We start from the raw sequence: 14,960 nt of genomic DNA on the forward strand, positions 1-14,960 counted from the left end.
GTGAAGGCTCAAGGTTCGTTAAAAGTCGAAACGTACCCCGACCTCAAAAGTGTTGATGTGGTGTTCACGGAAAATCAGGCCTGACGCGATATCGCCATTACCGCTTTCCGTAAAGCCGCGGAAGCGGTAGCCGCCCGTGAGCGTGACGTTGTCTGCAACCCGGTAGCTTAGGCCAGCCATGAGCTGGTAGGTGAAAGTCGTGAACGTATCGTCGATGGAGTCAATCGCGGCGGTGGTGGTGATGCCGTCGATCGTGACCGAGTTGATGAGCGTAGAGTCGAGGTCGGCGTCGGATTGGACGACACTGAAGCCGATCCCACCCCCGAGATACAGATTAAAGTCTTTGGACCCGAGGGGGATGTCGTAATAGATATTGCCCAGGCCAGAGAGATACGTGATGTCGCCGTCGGCATTGATATCGAAGGCGAGAAACTTCACATCGGTATAGTCGGTACGGAAGTAGTTGGCTTCAAATTCGAGTCGCCAATTATTCAGGTACACCCCAAAAATTCCCGAGTAGGTGAAGTCTTCATCAAAGGCAAACTCCAACTCATTGGATGAGCCGATGATGTCGTTACTGGTGATGTCATACTCGAGCTGCCAGCCCACTAGGCCACCGACGTACAAGCCATGCCGTGGCTCAAACATGAAGTCTTCAAAATCCTCGAGATCGTCGGCCAATGCAACAGGGCCTGCGGTGAGTGCGAGGAGGAGAACGAGCCTTGGGATCAACTTCAGGATGACATTCATGGGGGGAATTTAATTAGGAGAAAAACTGATAGGTAAAATGTCGAATATAGCGGCGACCCAGGTGCGTTGCCTTGAGGGGCAAAGAATCGCCAGTTTCGTTTGGAGTGAGTGTGTGGTCTCTTGTCAGCCCAGGACCCAGAACTTATCGCTCAGGTGATTACTTCAGTTGGGATGTGTGGCATCGACAGCGGAATGCACGTTAGGCCGTCGGCGACGGCGCACGGTCAGAGCCCCAGCCGTGAGGGCGAAAATGGCCGCCGATGTGGGTTCGGGGCTGACCATCACGTTGTCGATAAGCAACGCACTGTTGACGATGGTGTCGCTGACATCCACCACGCCGAAACCGAAGGTGTGGACGCCGGGGTCGAGATTAACCATAAAGGTTTGGTAAGGGATCACGCCATCGAACCCGGTGGTAAAGGAAAGCATGGTGAAGAGGCTGGTATCTTCCAGGTTACCAAGCAGGAACAATTCGCCGTTAAGGGCGAAGAATGCGGTGTCGCTGAAATCGCTGGGTTGATCCAGTTCATCGGTAATGAATGCGTAATCAAAACTCAGCGTGGTGGGGGCAAGCACCTCGATGGTTTGCCGAGCCGCCGAACCCTCGGTTGCGCCCTCGGATTGGTTGTCGAGGTCGGTGACGCCGACGAAAGCATCGATGTCGCCCGGGTTCAAGCCGAGAAACACGTCCAACACGATGTCGACGGAAACGGTCGCGGTGTAGGGGTTTTCGAGGAAGTTATCGACGGTGCCGGTAGTTTCGAGAAACAGTTGTTGTGTACCTTCGGTCGGGCTCAACAGGGCGCTGCCGCCGACAGTGCCGGTGACATTTGCTTCTCCCGTGGTCGAGAAATTACCGATGCCTGTCTCGAATCCGCCCAGCATGATTCCCACGCCAGTGGGGATTCCCAAGTCTTGGGTCGGCACAACAATTGGCAGGAGTTGTGCCTGCGAAGTTGAAGCAGTTGCGAGCACGATTGCTGTGGCAGCAAGCGAATACACTTTACGCCCTAGATACCCTGTGGAAAAATTCATTTTTGCTGGAGCCCGTGAATGAAAGTCAGAAAGAAAGTGCCTCGGAAGGGAACACCCCATCAAATGCTGACTATAAGATAACTGGGACCCACTTAATGTCAACGAGTTAATACATTTAGCATTAAACAGGTGTCAATTGGTCGCAGTTTTGGGGCAAATTAGCTGTAGTGCTCTTGAGCAAGATGAACTATTTGTTGCAGACTTGGGCATTGGCGATTCCATCGGTCTTGTACTTCGCGAAGAAGGTAAGCCCATCGCTTTTTTGATCGGTACGGTCCTTGGTGCGAGTTCTGCGCCATGATCTATGCCGACAGTACTGTACCTGTTGCCTAGAGTTGTCTGGCTGGTGCTTGTACATCGGAGTCGGTGATGTGCAGCATAGATGGATCACTCGTCCATCTAATTAGCAAACCTCGATAGCCCTGTTAATTGGGGCGATCCAAGAGAACTGACCCGTCATGCCCGAATTGCCCGAAGTTGAATGTTGGGGTCGCCGAGTCGCGGAAAAGCATTGCCTGGGGCGGTCGATCCGTTCGGTCTACGCCAAGCCGGACGAACGCATCGTGATCGACGGCGTTACCCCACGGAAGCTCGCTTCGGCGCTCAAGGGGCGGACCGTCGAGGCCTGCCACCGGCGTGGCAAACAGATGTGGTGGACGTTGTCGGGGACCGGGGGGAGCCTGCTTTGGCACTTTGGGATGACTGGGGGGTTTTGCAGTTATGGGAAAAAGACCGATCGGCCCAAGTTTCTCAAAGTTGAGCTGCAGCTTGATGATGGCCGGTACTTCGGTTTTACCGACCCGCGGAGGTTCGGGCGTATCCGATTGGCCGCCGACCCGCTGAACGAGCCGCCGCTGTCCGAGCTCGGCCCCGATGCCCTGCTGGATCTGCCCGGCCTGGCGTGGTGGACGCAGGAATTGGCCCGGCGGAAAACCGCGATCAAGGCTTTACTGCTCAATCAATCCTTCCTGGCCGGGGTGGGCAATTGGATCGCGGATGAAGTCTGCTATCAGAGCAAGATCGCGCCGCAGCGGTTGGCCCGGGACCTTTCGCCCGCTGAGGTCAAACGGCTCCGGGCCAAGCTCAAACACGTCTTGCAGAAAGCCTGCGATTGGGAGGCGGACTACCGGCGGTTCCCCAAGACTTGGCTGTTCCACCACCGCTGGGGCAAAAACGAAGACGCCCTGACCGGCCGCGGGGAGGAGATCGAGTTCGACACAGTCGGCGGGCGGACCACCGCATGGGTGCCCAAGGTTCAGGTCTGAAAAGCCAGCTACTTGGATACGGCTCAGTCTTCGATTTCGCCGGGGGCCACGCCCTGGGGGTTGGATTCAACCTGGCGTTTGTCGCCCGCGGCGTATTCGCCGCCGAACCGGATCGTGGCGAGTTCGCGGGAGCAAACCAGGTCGACCCGGCGTGTGCGGGTGACCTCGATGGTCGGCGGGGTGTCGCCGGGCAGATTCAGCGACAGGTGCGTGCCGCAGATCAGCGTCGCGTCGGGCTGGGCGAACACTTCCTTGGCGTGCAGGCTGCGGAGAACGATGAGGTCCGGCCCGGTGCAGGTCAGGGTGAATCGGCCCTTGACCCACGACGCGGTGAACCCTTCGTGTTCGCTCTCGCCGTCGATCGTGAGCTGATGGGTATCGATCGGGTCGTGCTCGACGTTGAAGATGGCCAGGAACTTGTCCGAGTAGTCGACGAGGTACCCCGGGATGTCGAGCTTCTCCCCCGCGGGGGCGTTGGGGTACTGCACCTCCGCCACGACGGGTTGGCCGATGTGGCGTTCGAGTAGTGGCTCGTATGCGTTGGCGGCGGCGCCGAGCAGGTCATCGCCGAGTTCCTGGACGTGTCCCTGGTTGCTGGAGATGGAATCGTTTTGCGTGTGCTGGGCGATCTGCCCGATGAACGCGGTCAGGGCTTTGCTGAACGCGTCACGGAACGTGTTGACGAGGTTTTGGAAGCCGCGCCGGGTTTTGCGGATCGGCCCGGGCCGGAAGCTGCGGCGGATCTGCTTCATCCGGCGACGCGATTCACGGTGGCTCAGCCCCTCAGCGATCCGCGCCACCGCCACGCAATCCTCCATCTGCTTGGGGTAGATCAACGCGCTGGTTTTCTCAATCCCATGAGAGCTTTCGTAGGACGCATCGAACACCAGCTCGAGCCCCTTGGAATACACGATCAAATCGCCCCACATCGATCGGCCGTTCTTGTTCAGGTAGGTCGCGTGGTAGCGGTTCAGCAGCTTCAGGCACTTGTCCTTGCGCCACTGATTCACCAGCACGCTGACCAGCGCGACCAGGAAGATCAGGACGATCGTCAGCCCGAACGCCTGTTCGATGATCAGGTGCCACCACGGAGTCTTCTCCGCTTCCTGTGCTAAAAGTACGACCCCGATACCAGTGTTCATGCTCCGTTTGTAGAACACCGCCGCATCGGCGTCAACGCGGCGTCTGCCGGTCTGCATTGACCCTGCCCGGGCACCCACGGATAATGCTCAGTCAAACCAAAACCCCGCGAGAGCTTTGAATACTCTCACGGGGTTGAAGTTGGGGCTGCCCGCGTAGCTCAGTTGGATAGAGCACGGCTTTCCTAAAGCCAAGGTCGCAGGTTCGAATCCTGCCGTGGGCATTTCGGGATCGCGATCCGAAAAACGTTTCCGTGATCAGATGAACCGGTTCAGGATCGACTCGAACAGTTCCTGCTTGCCGCTGATCTGCGCGGGTTCGCCCAGGGCCGCGCCGAGGTCGGCGAGTTGGGGCAGGGACAGGTCGCCCGATTCGAACTTCGCGCCGTCGCCGCTGTCGAAGCTGGCGTAACGCGTTTGGCGGAGCTTCTTGTAGTCCGAGTTTTCGAGGATGGCTTCGGCGGTGATCGCGGCACGGGCGAAGGCGTCCATGCCCGCGACGTGGGCGATGAACAGGTCTTCGAGGTCGGTCGAGTTGCGGCGGGTCTTGGCGTCGAAGTTGATGCCGCCGCCCTGGAGGCCGCCCGCTTCGAGGAAGACGAGCATGCACTCGGTAAGTTCGTAGAGGTCGACGGGGAACTGGTCGGTGTCCCAACCGTTCTGGTAGTCGCCGCGGTTGGCGTCGAGGCTGCCCAGCAGACCGGCACCCGCTGCGACGGCCATCTCGTGTTGCATGGTGTGGCCCGCGAGGGTGGCGTGGTTGAACTCGAGGTTGAGCTTGAAGTCACCCAGGAGATCGTGCTCGCGGAGGAAGCCGATGACGGTCGCCGAGTCGAAGTCGTATTGGTGCTTGCTGGGCTCGCAGGGCTTGGGCTCGATGAAGAACGTGCCGGTGAAGCCCTGGCTGCGGGCGTAGTCCTTGGCCATGTGCAGGAAGCGGGCGAAGTGGTCTTGTTCGCGCTTCATGTCGGTGTTGAGCAGCGACATGTAGCCCTCACGGCCGCCCCAGAAGACGTAGTTCTCGCCGCCGAGCGCGATGGTCGCGTCGAGCGCCCCCTTGAGCTGGGCTCCGGCGTAGGCGACAGTGCCGAAGTCGGGGTTGGTCGAGGCGCCGTTCATGTAGCGCGGGTTGCTGAACAGGTTGGCGGTGCCCCAGAGCAGCTTCACGCCGGACTCGGCCTGCTTGCCCTTGAGGTATTCCACGATCGTCGACAGCCGGTTCTGCGATTCGGCGAGTGTCGGGCCTTCCTGCACGAGGTCGAAGTCGTGGAAGCAGTAGTAGGGCACGCCGAGCTTGGTGATGAACTCAAACGCGGCGTCGGCTTTGGCCTTCGCGGCGGTTTCCCAATCGCCCGAAGCGAGCGCGGCGTCCCAGGAAAAATCTTTCGTGCCCGGCCCAAACGGGTCGGCTCCCGTGCCACAGAAGCTGTGCCAGTACGCCACGGCAAACTTGAAGAGTTCCTTCATTGGCTTCCCGGCGACGACGCGGTTCTCGTCGTACCAGCGGTAGGCCAGCGGGTTGTTCGAGTCGGTGCCTTCGAAGGCGATTTTCTCGATGCCGGGGAAGTAGGTTGTGTCGCCGAGGGTGACGCTCATGGAGGAGTCCTTTGGAGAGTTGAGGTGTGAGGTTTGAGGGGTGAGTCTTGAGAAGAGCGGGCTTGTTAGAGCAGAGCCTGCAAATACTCCGACCAGCGCGTGTACGCGTCGCGGGTCTGTGTTTGTTCGTCTGAGTTTGGATCGGTCCCGCCGACACGTTCGAGGTTGGCGAAGGCGTCTTCGGGGGAGGCGTAGATGCCCGCTCCGATGCCCGCGCCGCGGGCGGCACCGACCGCGCCGTCGGTTTCGTAAAGCTCGATCTGGCAGTCGGCAATGTTGGCCAGCGTTTGGCGGAACAGCGGGCTGAGGAACAGGTTGGCCCGGCCGGCCCGGATGACGCCGAGGTCCACGCCGGTCTCGCGCAGGATGTCCATGCCGTAGGCAAAGGAGAAGGCGATGCCCTCCTGCACCGCGCGGGCGATGTGCTCGCGGCCGTGCCGGTTGAAATCCGCAAAGCCCAGGTGACCGCCGACCTCGGCGTTGCCCAGCATGCGTTCAGCTCCATTGCCAAAGGGCAGCACACTCAAGCCGTCGCTGCCGACCGGGGCTTGCTCGGCCAGGTCGTTGAGTTGCACGTAGTCGAGATCGCCGCCCACCATACGCTTACCCCAGGCGTTGGCGATGCCCGTGCCGTTGATGCAAAGCAAGAGGCCCAGCCGCGGGTCGTCGTCGGCGTGGTTCACGTGGGCGAAGCTGTTGATGCGCGACTGCGGGTCGTACTTCACGGTGTCCGCTACGCCGTAGACCACGCCGGAGGTCCCCGCCGTTGCTGCGATCTCCCCGGCGTTTAGCACATTCAGAGACAGCGCGTTATTCGGCTGATCGCCCGCTCGGTAGGTCACGGGCGTGCCCGCGCTGAGCCCAAACAGCTCGGCGGATTGAGCGGTCAGCTCGCCCTGCAAGCCAAACGTCTGCACTCGATCCGCCAGCATGTTTTCGGGCACGCCGTAGTGATCGAGCAAAACGCTTGCGGGTTGCTTGTCTTGGAAGTCCCACAGCATGCCCTCAGACAAGCCGGACACGGTGGTCACCGTCTGCCCGGTCAGGCGAGATGCGAGGTAGTCGCCCGGCAGGCAGACCTTGTCGATCTGTTCGAAAAGCTCCGGCTGGTTTTGCTGTACCCAGCGCAGCTTCGAGGCTGTGAAGTTGCCCGGCGAGTTGAGCAGCCGCGGCAAACACGTCTCGGAACCCAGCGCTTCAAACGCGTCGTTTCCGATCTCCACCGCTCGGCTGTCGCACCAGATAATGCTGGGCCGAAGCGATTGGCCCGCTTTGTCCAAGCAGACCAGCCCGTGCATCTGGTAGGCGACCCCGACGGCCTTGACGTCACCGGCGGCGATTCCCGCGGTGCTCATTGCGCTGCCCACCGCCCGCCGCGCCGCGTCCCACCACGTCTCGGGGTCCTGCTCGGCCCAGCCGGGCTGAGACGCATCGATCGCCATCTCGGTGGGGGGGTACTGACCGGTCGCGAGGATCTGGCCGGTGTCTGCCTGCACCAGCGCTGCTTTGACGGACGAACTGCCGAGATCGATACCGAGTAGAACCATGGTCGGGGCCGTGAGGGAGATGAAGGAAGCTGATCATGAATAGCGCATCACGCGCTACGGGTTAGAGCCATGGTATTGTGCCACATGGCTTCATGGAAACCTTGACGATCCGGGCAATTGGTAGCACGATAGGCGCATCATGTCGGTGCAAGCCCAAGGCCGCCACTATTTCAACCCCCAAGCCTGCCCCGTCGGCGGGGTGCGCGTCGCTGCGCCCAAAGCCACCGGACGCAAGAAGGCCGCCCACCCACACGACCTCACCGAGGTTGAGCACGACCACGACTTCAACGAGCTGGTCATCGTCACGGCCGGCCGAGCGCTGCATCACCTCAAGGGGTTTACGTACCCCATCGCGATGGGCGACGTGTTCTTGCTTCAGCGCGAAGACCGCCACTACTACAGCGACCGCGACGGGCTGGAGCTGATCAACATCATGTACGACCCGGCCTTGCTGGAGATGCCCACCGATGAGCTCCGGCAGATCCCCGGGTTCAACGCGATGTTCCTCTTCGAGCCGATGTACCGTCGGCAGCACCGCTTCGAAAGCCGCTTGCACCTGGCCCCCGTCGACCTCCAAAGCACGACACGCCTGGCGTCCACCATCCTCGACGAGGTCGAGCAGCAACGCCCCGGCTACGCCATCGCCGCCAAGACCAAGCTCTTCGAACTCATGATTGCGCTGTCCCGTCAGTACGACCGCACCGAGACGACCGAGGGGCAATCGCTGCTCCGGTTGGGCAGCGTGATCGGCGAGTTGGAGAACAGCTACGACCAGCCGTGGACCCTCGAAGACATGGCCGAGGCCGCCCACCTCTCGCCGAGCCAACTCGTGCGTGTCTTCCGCAAAGCCACGGGGCAGACACCGCTGAACTACCTGATCCAACTGCGCATCCGCCAAGCGACCAGGCTGCTCGAAGACAGCGACCTGAACATCACCCAGATCGCGCACCAGGTGGGCTTTACCGACAGCAATTATTTTTCGCGTCAGTTCCGCCGGTGCATGGACGCCACGCCCACGCGGTACCGCCGGGCCCATAACTACCTAGCCCGTTGAGCGATCCAATCACGCACGACTGATTCGGTCTTTTCGGCCAAGAGTATTGAGGCGTGTTGCATGGCGTAGTGGATGGGGTGCCCGGACGAAATGGCGTGACAAGCGTGCAGTTCACGCTCGTGCAGCGGGGCGGTGTCGCCTTCGATGGCCCCCGCCAGCGCGATCGTTGGTACGCCCCGTTGCTTTGCGGTTTGCGCAACGCCCGTGACCGCCTTCCCGGAGAGCGACTGGGCGTCGAGACGTCCCTCGCCGGTCAGGCAGAGGTCACACGATGCGACACGTTGGGCGAATCCGGTTGCGTCTAAAACAAGATCAATGCCCGGCAACAGAGTCGCTCCTGCAAAAGCGATCAATCCCGCGCCGAGCCCGCCCGCGGCGCCAGCGCCGGGGATGTGCTCGACGTCGATGTCCAGTTGTTCGCGGATGAGTCGCGTCAGGTGTTGCAGACCATCGTCGAGGACCATGACCTGATCGGGCGTTGCTCCTTTCTGCGGGCCGTACACCGCCGAGGCACCGCTGGGTCCGGTGAGCGGGTTGGTCACGTCGCAAGCGGCCTGGATGACAACGCCGGACATGTTCGGCATGACATGGTCGATGTCGATGCGTGCGATCTGTGCGAGCAGACCGCCGCACATCGGCCCGGGTATGAGCAGACCGTTACTGTCGTAGAAGCAGACCCCCAAGGCTTGGGCCATCCCCGTACCGCCGTCGTTGCTGGCGCTACCCCCCAGGCCCACCAGGATGCGTTGGCTCCCACGGTCTAGTGCCTCAGCGATCAAGTGGCCCGTGCCTAGCGTGGTGGTCCGCAGTGGGTTGCGTTGAGACTCGGCCAGTCGCTCCAGGCCCGACGCGGCGGCCATCTCGATCAATGCGGTGTGCTCGGATAGCGTCGCCCACCTCGCCTCAACCGCCTGGCCCCGCGGGCCTGCGACTGTCGTTTCGTGTTGGTGGAATTGATCTGCCGACCCGAACGCCGACACGAACCCCTCGCCCCCGTCGGCCACCGGACAGCGGTCGATTTCGATCGTCGGATCGACGCGGGCAATCCCCACGGCCATGGCGTCCGCGGCGGCCCGGGCCGATAACGATTCCTTGAAACTGTCCGGGGCTAGCATGATCCGCATCGCGTGGTATGCTACCTCAAACGAAACCCAAACATTAACCGAGCGAGGTGCACGGATGCTCCGCGAATTGCATATCTCCAACCTGGCGGTGATCGAAGACGCAACGGTCGAGTTCGAGCCCGGGCTCAACGTCTTCACCGGGCAGACCGGGGCGGGGAAATCACTGGTGATCGGGGCGTTTGAAGCCCTGATCGGCCTCCGCAAAGCCACCGACATGATCCGCCCCGGGGCCGACGAGGCCCGGATCTCCGGCGTGTTCGAGGCCGACACCCCGGCCTTGGCCGCGGCCCTCACCGCGGCGCTCGACCAGACCATCGAGCCGGGCGACGAGATGCTCATCACCCGCAAGCTCTTCGCGTCCGGCCGATCGTCGCTCTCCGTCAACGGCCAGCCCGCCACCGCGGCGATGATGCGCCGCGCCGCCGACCTGCTCGTCGACATCCACGGCCAGTACGACCATCAGTTCCTGCTCAAGCCCTCCAACCAACTCACCATCCTTGACGCCTTTGCGGGCTGCGTGGCACAGCGTGAGAAGTTCGCCGTGGCCTTCGCCGAGCGGCGTGAGCTGCGGATGGAAAAAGAAGAACTCGCCGCCTCGGCCACGCTCCGTCGGCAGCAGCTCGAACTGTACGAATTCCAGGCCGAGGAGATCGATACGGCCGAGCTCCAGCTGGGCGAGTTCCCCGAGTTGCAGGCCCGCGAGACGGTGCTCGGCAACGTGCAGAAGATCAAGGGCGAGGCGAGCGCCGCGCACAGTGCGCTCTACGACGCCGAGGGTTCGGTGACCGAGCGGCTGCAGGCGATCACGCACCTCATGATCGATCTGGCCGAGCTCGACCCCGGGCTCGCCGAGGTGACCGATCAGGTCCGCACCTGCACGCTCAGCCTTCAGGAAGCCGCGTTTGAACTGGGACGCTACGTCGATCGACTCGAGCACAACCCCGAGGAAGCCGCGGAGGTGGCCGAGCGGTTGAACACCATCAACCGCCTCGTCCAGAAGTACGGCGACGGCGTGCCCTCGCCCGACCCCGTCGAGTCGGTCCTGAACTTCCGCGACGAACTCGGCGAACAACTCGACCACCTACGCAGCCAGAACCACGACCAGTCCCGCATTGACGAACGCATCGCTCAACTCGACAAGCAACTCGCCCAGCTCGGCGAAAAGCTCACGCTCGCCCGGCGGAAAGCCGCGAAGAAACTCACGCCGCAGATCGAGAAACAGCTCGCCGACTTGGGGATGGCCGAGGCGAAGCTGTCGGTCGCCTTCGACCGTATCGACGATTCGCCGACGGGGTTCGACGCCGTCGAGATCATCGTCCAGACCAACCCCGGCCAGGAGGCCCGCCCGATCCGCAAGATCGCCTCGGGCGGCGAGTTATCCCGCACCATGCTCGCGATCAAGTCCGTCCTCGCCACCACCGGCGACGGCCAACGCATTAGCGTGCTGGTCTTCGACGAGATCGACGCCAACATCGGCGGCCGCCTCGGCAGCGTCATCGGCAGTAAACTCCGTGCCCTTGCTAAGCCGCAAGCGGCGGGCAAGAGCAATCGCCAAATCGCGAAATCACCCAATCACCAAATCCTCTGCATCACCCACCTCCCGCAGATCGCCGCTTTCGCCGACCGCCACTTCCACATCGTCAAGACCGTCGTGGGCAAGGGCAAAGCCAAGCAGACCCACACCACCGTCGGCACCCTCGAGGGCGACGCCCGCGTCAACGAACTCGCCGAGATGATGGCCGGCGAGAAAGTCACCGCGACCAGCAAGAAGCAGGCGAAAGAATTGCTCAATCAGGCGATGTGAGAATCAGTCTGCGCCGCGCAGACGTGGCTGTGATGCGTCGGCGATGGGTTGTTCACTGAAGAAGATCACATAACCGCCGCCGCCCGCGCCGCTGACCTTGTACCCGAGCGCCGAGTCCTCGTGCTCGGCGATGGCCGCATCGATCGCGTCGTTGCGCATCAAGGGGAACATCGCGGTCTGCGCATCGAAGCTCCGGGTCATCGCCTCGCCAACCCCCGAAGCATCTTTGCGATGCAGCGCGGACCAGAGTCCTTCGGATGCCTCGGCCAGCCTCTTCGTATCGGCGGGGTTGGGGTTTCGCTCGTCGAGCACATTGAAACTGCCGGGGCGGGCACCCACATACTTCACGTACAGCCGGTCCTGGAGGAACTGGATCAAATCGTGGTCGACGCAGTTGTCGATCTGCGTCGGCCAGTAGCCGCCGTCGTAGTGCATCCGCGTGATCCCGGGGTAGACGATGCTGATGGCGTCCTGGCTCCCGGTGACGTCGCCGCTACCCGGCGGGTTTTCGAAGGCGAACAAAACCTTCGCAAGATATTCCGGGTCGTCGACCGGCAAGCGGCGTCCCCAGAGTTTCACTGCGGTGGCCCGGGTCGAGCTGGCCATGCCGCTTCGGGTGTCGTAGCGGTCCTGGTGATCGATCGAGCAGCCGATGACCGGGCCGGGGTGAAGCGAGTTGATGAAAGGTTGGTCGAGCCAGCCGCCCGCCAGATCGATGCGGTGCGGGATGAAGTCCTGGTCGCGCAGGCTGGTCGTGCTGCGCTGGGTGAGGCCCGGGTGGGGGCGACGCTCGGAAACCAGGTATTGCACGCCGTGCGCTTCGATAGCGTCTTGCTTCTCTTGGGAGTGGCCGTCGCGGTTGACGAAGAAGATGTCGGGCTGGATGTCTTGGATCTCGGGCAGGAAGTCGAGCAGGCCGTCGCCTCGGGAAACGCGGACTTCGTGGACCCCTTGGATCGCCCGCACCATGTACGCCCGTTCGCGCTCGTCGGTGACGGGGGAACGCCCCTTGAGTTTGAGCACCGTGCTGTCGCTGCCGAGGCAGACGTATAGCTCGCCCAGCTGCGCGGCTTCAAGCAGGAAAGCGACGTGACCCGAGTGCAAGAGATCGAAGCACCCGCTGATCATGACTCGTGTGTTGGGTCGATCCAATCGTTCCTCCGGCTCCGAGTCAAGACGGTCTGTTGGACTGGGAGCACCCCGGATTCAAATTTAGATTCGCGATCGAAGAAACATTGATCGAGAAAGGCGGTTAGCTCTGGCCCACGGTCAACGAGGTCGGCTGGCTACCCACGGTGTGCGTCGGTTCGACGGTGATGTTCAGCGGACGGCGGAGGCCGTCGGGGCCGGTGGGGGGGATGCCGTCGTTGTCGATGATGCGTTGGATGGCCATGATGCCCTCGATCAGCGTCTCGGGACGGGGTGGGCAGCCGGGGACGTAGACGTCGACGGGGATGAACTGGTCGATGCCCTGGACGGTGGCGTAGGTGTCGAAGACGCCGCCGGTGCTTGCACAGGCGCCCATGGACAGGACCCACTTGGGCTCGGTCATCTGCTGGTAGATGCGTTGCAGCACGGGCAGCATTTTTACGCTGACCCGGCCGGCCACGATCATGAGGTCGGCCTGGCGGGGGCTGAACCGCATGACCTCAGCACCAAAACGGGCCAGGTCGTAGCGGGACGACGCGGTGGCCATCAGTTCGATACCGCAGCAGGCGGTGGCGAAGGGCATCGGCCAGACCGAGCTCCGGCGTGACCAGTTGATCACTTTCTGGAGTTGGGTGGTGAGGATGCCTTCGGCGGGGAGTGCGGCTTCGATGCCCATGGGGTGGACCTTGGTACGGGGTGACAGACGTTACAACTCTATTCTAGGGCCGTGGTGCGTCGCGTCCAACGCCGCGGGCCGGTCTTATTCCGATGCGGGCTCAGCGGGAGCGGGCTCACCGTCTACTGCCTCTGCTTCCGTTTCGTCGGTCTCGGGCAGCGGTTCTTCCTCGATCTCGGTCACGATGGGCAGGGTGATACTGAACGTCGCGCCGCGGCCGGGGGCGGATTCGACGTTGAGCGTGCCGCCGAGCATATCGGTGAGTTCCTTGGCGATCGTCAGACCCAGTCCGGTGCCGCCGTGGGACTTGGTCACACTGGGGTCGAGCTGGGTGAACTTGTCGAAGATGCGGTCTTGGTCTTCCTGGTTGATGCCGGGGCCGGTGTCGGCGACGGAGATGCGGACGTACGCCGCGTCGGCCGGATCGATCGACACCGCAGACGCCGAGCGATCCAATTTGCGATTCGGATCGAGCACCTCGGGCGGCGGCGGGGCGCTCTCGGCCCGGAGGGTCACGGTCCCGCCCGCGGGGGTGAACTTCACCGCGTTGGCCAGGAAATTGAACACCACCTGCTGCAGCTTGCCCGGGTCGGTCTCGATCATCGGCAGGCGGGGCGAGACCTCAACGAACAGCCGGACTTTTTTCTTATCGGCTTGCGGCCGGATCAGTGTGACCAGGCCCTCGAGTGTGTCGATGACCGATACCGTGGCGAGACGCAGCTGCATCTTGCCCGCTTCGATCTTGGCGATGTCCAGCAGGTCGTTGATGAGTTCGAGCAAGCGTCGGCTGCTCACGATGATGTTCGAGGCGTAACGCTTACGCTTGTCGTCGATCGGGCCGGTGCGGTCGGCCAGGGTTTCCTGCAACACCTCGGCAAACCCGATGATCGAGTTCAGCGGCGTCCGCAGCTCGTGTGACACGTTGGCGAGGAACTCGCCCTTGACCTTGTTGGCCTCGAACAGGGCGACGTTGGACTCTGCCATGTCCATGAGCTTCATGTCCAGGGTTTTGTTGGCCGACTGGAGCTCGTCCTGATTGGCCTTGATGCTCTCGAGCATGGTGTTGAACATATCCGAGAGCTGCTCGAATTCGTCGCCGGTGTTGATGTCCGAGCGGATGAGGATGTCGCCTTCGGAGACGCGCTCGGCATAACCGCGCAGCACCCGCACCGGCGAGAGGATGATGCGGGTCGTGATGTAGTAGAACACCGCGATCGCCAGCAGCCCCGCGAACAGCCCGGCGGCGACGATGTAGATGCGGTTTAGCGTCTGCTGCATCGCCGCTTCCTGGTCGCGGAGTCGGACGAGCAGCACCTGTTGTAACGGGTCGGCGAGGCCGGCCGCGTCGAGCCCGGCCTCGAACGTGCCCTCCATCCGCGCCACGTCCGACGCCCGCACCGCCCGGGCGTAGCGGAAGGTGAGTTGGCCGTCGTCGTCGCGCGAGGCGTCGAAGAACTCCGAGGCGGCGGGGGTCTGATCGAAACGCTCGATCGCCTGCTCGAGGAAGGGGTCTTCGGCGGAAGTGGATTCGAGTTCGTCTTCTTCGATGAGGGTGAGCAATACGCCGGTGGTGAACACGGGGTTGTCGGTTTCATCCACGCGTTGCACGGGCTCGCCGAAGGTGATCTGCTCGGCCAGCCACATCTCGGCGAGGTCTTTGGCGCGGCGCTGCGGGGCCTGTTCGACCAGCGTCTGCATCCGCCAGCCCACCACCGTGAGCGCGGCGGTCATCACCAACACCACGGCGAGGCCGAAGAGCAACTGACACTTGTTGGCGAGGCTGATGCGGATGCCCTTGAGCATCGGATCAGTTTATCCGGT

12 protein-coding genes and 1 tRNA gene are annotated in these 14,960 nt (G+C 62.3%); 4 read left to right on the top strand and 9 right to left on the bottom strand.

Annotated features, from left to right (window positions below; translation table 11 throughout):
• Positions 1 to 18 precede the first annotated feature (18 nt).
• Positions 19 to 750 carry an outer membrane protein gene (locus HNQ40_RS14075; protein ID WP_184678469.1) on the bottom strand — a complete coding sequence of 244 codons (732 nt, stop codon included), beginning with the start codon at positions 748 to 750 and terminating at the stop codon, positions 19 to 21.
• A 162-nt stretch (positions 751 to 912) separates the two neighbouring features.
• Complete coding sequence (locus tag HNQ40_RS14080; protein ID WP_184678470.1) at positions 913 to 1,785, bottom strand: PEP-CTERM sorting domain-containing protein; 873 nt, start codon at positions 1,783 to 1,785, stop codon at positions 913 to 915.
• A gap of 458 nt (positions 1,786 to 2,243) precedes the next feature.
• Here HNQ40_RS14080 and HNQ40_RS14085 point away from each other — a divergent pair, with 458 nt between their 5' ends.
• Complete coding sequence (locus tag HNQ40_RS14085) at positions 2,244 to 3,050, top strand: Fpg/Nei family DNA glycosylase (protein ID WP_184678471.1); 807 nt, start codon at positions 2,244 to 2,246, stop codon at positions 3,048 to 3,050.
• Between the two features lie 23 nt (positions 3,051 to 3,073).
• Here HNQ40_RS14085 and HNQ40_RS14090 read toward each other — a convergent pair whose 3' ends face one another.
• Positions 3,074 to 4,192 carry a hypothetical protein gene (locus tag HNQ40_RS14090; RefSeq protein ID WP_184678472.1) on the bottom strand — a complete coding sequence of 373 codons (1,119 nt, stop codon included), beginning with the start codon at positions 4,190 to 4,192 and terminating at the stop codon, positions 3,074 to 3,076.
• A gap of 147 nt (positions 4,193 to 4,339) precedes the next feature.
• Here HNQ40_RS14090 and HNQ40_RS14095 point away from each other — a divergent pair.
• Positions 4,340 to 4,413, top strand: a tRNA-Arg gene (locus HNQ40_RS14095).
• A gap of 34 nt (positions 4,414 to 4,447) precedes the next feature.
• Here HNQ40_RS14095 and xylA read toward each other — a convergent pair.
• A complete protein-coding gene (gene xylA, locus HNQ40_RS14100) occupies positions 4,448 to 5,785 on the bottom strand; it encodes a xylose isomerase (protein WP_184678473.1) in 1,338 nt (445 codons plus the stop codon).
• A gap of 65 nt (positions 5,786 to 5,850) precedes the next feature.
• On the bottom strand, positions 5,851 to 7,332 hold the full coding sequence (locus HNQ40_RS14105; RefSeq protein ID WP_184678474.1) for a xylulokinase: 1,482 nt from the start codon (positions 7,330 to 7,332) through the stop codon (positions 5,851 to 5,853).
• A 139-nt stretch (positions 7,333 to 7,471) separates the two neighbouring features.
• On the opposite strand from HNQ40_RS14105, the gene HNQ40_RS14110 reads away from it, so the two are divergent.
• Entirely contained in the window at positions 7,472 to 8,386 is a 915-nt protein-coding gene (locus HNQ40_RS14110; RefSeq protein ID WP_184678475.1) for an AraC family transcriptional regulator, read from the top strand.
• Here the strand turns inward: HNQ40_RS14110 and HNQ40_RS14115 are convergent.
• The gene (locus HNQ40_RS14115) at positions 8,371 to 9,510 is read right to left on the bottom strand and encodes a glycerate kinase (protein WP_184678476.1); all 1,140 of its coding nucleotides are present in this window, start codon (positions 9,508 to 9,510) and stop codon (positions 8,371 to 8,373) included. The genes HNQ40_RS14110 and HNQ40_RS14115 overlap by 16 nt on opposite strands.
• 55 nt (positions 9,511 to 9,565) lie before the next feature.
• On the opposite strand from HNQ40_RS14115, the gene recN reads away from it, so the two are divergent.
• Entirely contained in the window at positions 9,566 to 11,314 is a 1,749-nt protein-coding gene (gene recN, locus HNQ40_RS14120; RefSeq protein ID WP_184678477.1) for a DNA repair protein RecN, read from the top strand.
• Positions 11,315 to 11,317: 3 nt separating this feature from the next.
• On the opposite strand, the gene HNQ40_RS14125 is transcribed toward recN, so the two are convergent.
• From HNQ40_RS14125 to HNQ40_RS14135, 3 genes are all read right to left on the bottom strand, one after another.
• Positions 11,318 to 12,442 (bottom strand): adenylyltransferase/cytidyltransferase family protein, encoded by a 1,125-nt coding sequence (locus tag HNQ40_RS14125; RefSeq protein ID WP_221435538.1) that lies wholly within the window; start codon positions 12,440 to 12,442, stop codon positions 11,318 to 11,320.
• 124 nt (positions 12,443 to 12,566) lie between these two features.
• Positions 12,567 to 13,139, bottom strand: coding sequence for an NADH-quinone oxidoreductase subunit B (locus tag HNQ40_RS14130; RefSeq protein WP_184678479.1), 573 nt, complete (start codon positions 13,137 to 13,139; stop codon positions 12,567 to 12,569).
• Between the two features lie 84 nt (positions 13,140 to 13,223).
• Positions 13,224 to 14,942 carry a sensor histidine kinase gene (locus HNQ40_RS14135; protein ID WP_184678480.1) on the bottom strand — a complete coding sequence of 573 codons (1,719 nt, stop codon included), beginning with the start codon at positions 14,940 to 14,942 and terminating at the stop codon, positions 13,224 to 13,226.
• Positions 14,943 to 14,960: the final 18 nt, after the last annotated feature.

Source organism: Algisphaera agarilytica, assembly GCF_014207595.1.
Classification (GTDB): Bacteria; Planctomycetota; Phycisphaerae; order Phycisphaerales; family Phycisphaeraceae; genus Algisphaera; species Algisphaera agarilytica.

Coding starts and splice junctions, on each gene's coding strand:
- HNQ40_RS14075 (WP_184678469.1), bottom strand. CDS start 750: ATGAATGTCATCCTGAAGTTGATCCCAAGGCTCGTTCTCCTCCTCGCA.
- HNQ40_RS14080 (WP_184678470.1), bottom strand. CDS start 1,785: ATGAATTTTTCCACAGGGTATCTAGGGCGTAAAGTGTATTCGCTTGCT.
- HNQ40_RS14085 (WP_184678471.1), top strand. CDS start 2,244: ATGCCCGAATTGCCCGAAGTTGAATGTTGGGGTCGCCGAGTCGCGGAA.
- HNQ40_RS14090 (WP_184678472.1), bottom strand. CDS start 4,192: ATGAACACTGGTATCGGGGTCGTACTTTTAGCACAGGAAGCGGAGAAG.
- xylA (WP_184678473.1), bottom strand. CDS start 5,785: ATGAGCGTCACCCTCGGCGACACAACCTACTTCCCCGGCATCGAGAAA.
- HNQ40_RS14105 (WP_184678474.1), bottom strand. CDS start 7,332: ATGGTTCTACTCGGTATCGATCTCGGCAGTTCGTCCGTCAAAGCAGCG.
- HNQ40_RS14110 (WP_184678475.1), top strand. CDS start 7,472: ATGTCGGTGCAAGCCCAAGGCCGCCACTATTTCAACCCCCAAGCCTGC.
- HNQ40_RS14115 (WP_184678476.1), bottom strand. CDS start 9,510: ATGCGGATCATGCTAGCCCCGGACAGTTTCAAGGAATCGTTATCGGCC.
- recN (WP_184678477.1), top strand. CDS start 9,566: ATGCTCCGCGAATTGCATATCTCCAACCTGGCGGTGATCGAAGACGCA.
- HNQ40_RS14125 (WP_221435538.1), bottom strand. CDS start 12,442: ATGATCAGCGGGTGCTTCGATCTCTTGCACTCGGGTCACGTCGCTTTC.
- HNQ40_RS14130 (WP_184678479.1), bottom strand. CDS start 13,139: ATGGGCATCGAAGCCGCACTCCCCGCCGAAGGCATCCTCACCACCCAA.
- HNQ40_RS14135 (WP_184678480.1), bottom strand. CDS start 14,942: ATGCTCAAGGGCATCCGCATCAGCCTCGCCAACAAGTGTCAGTTGCTC.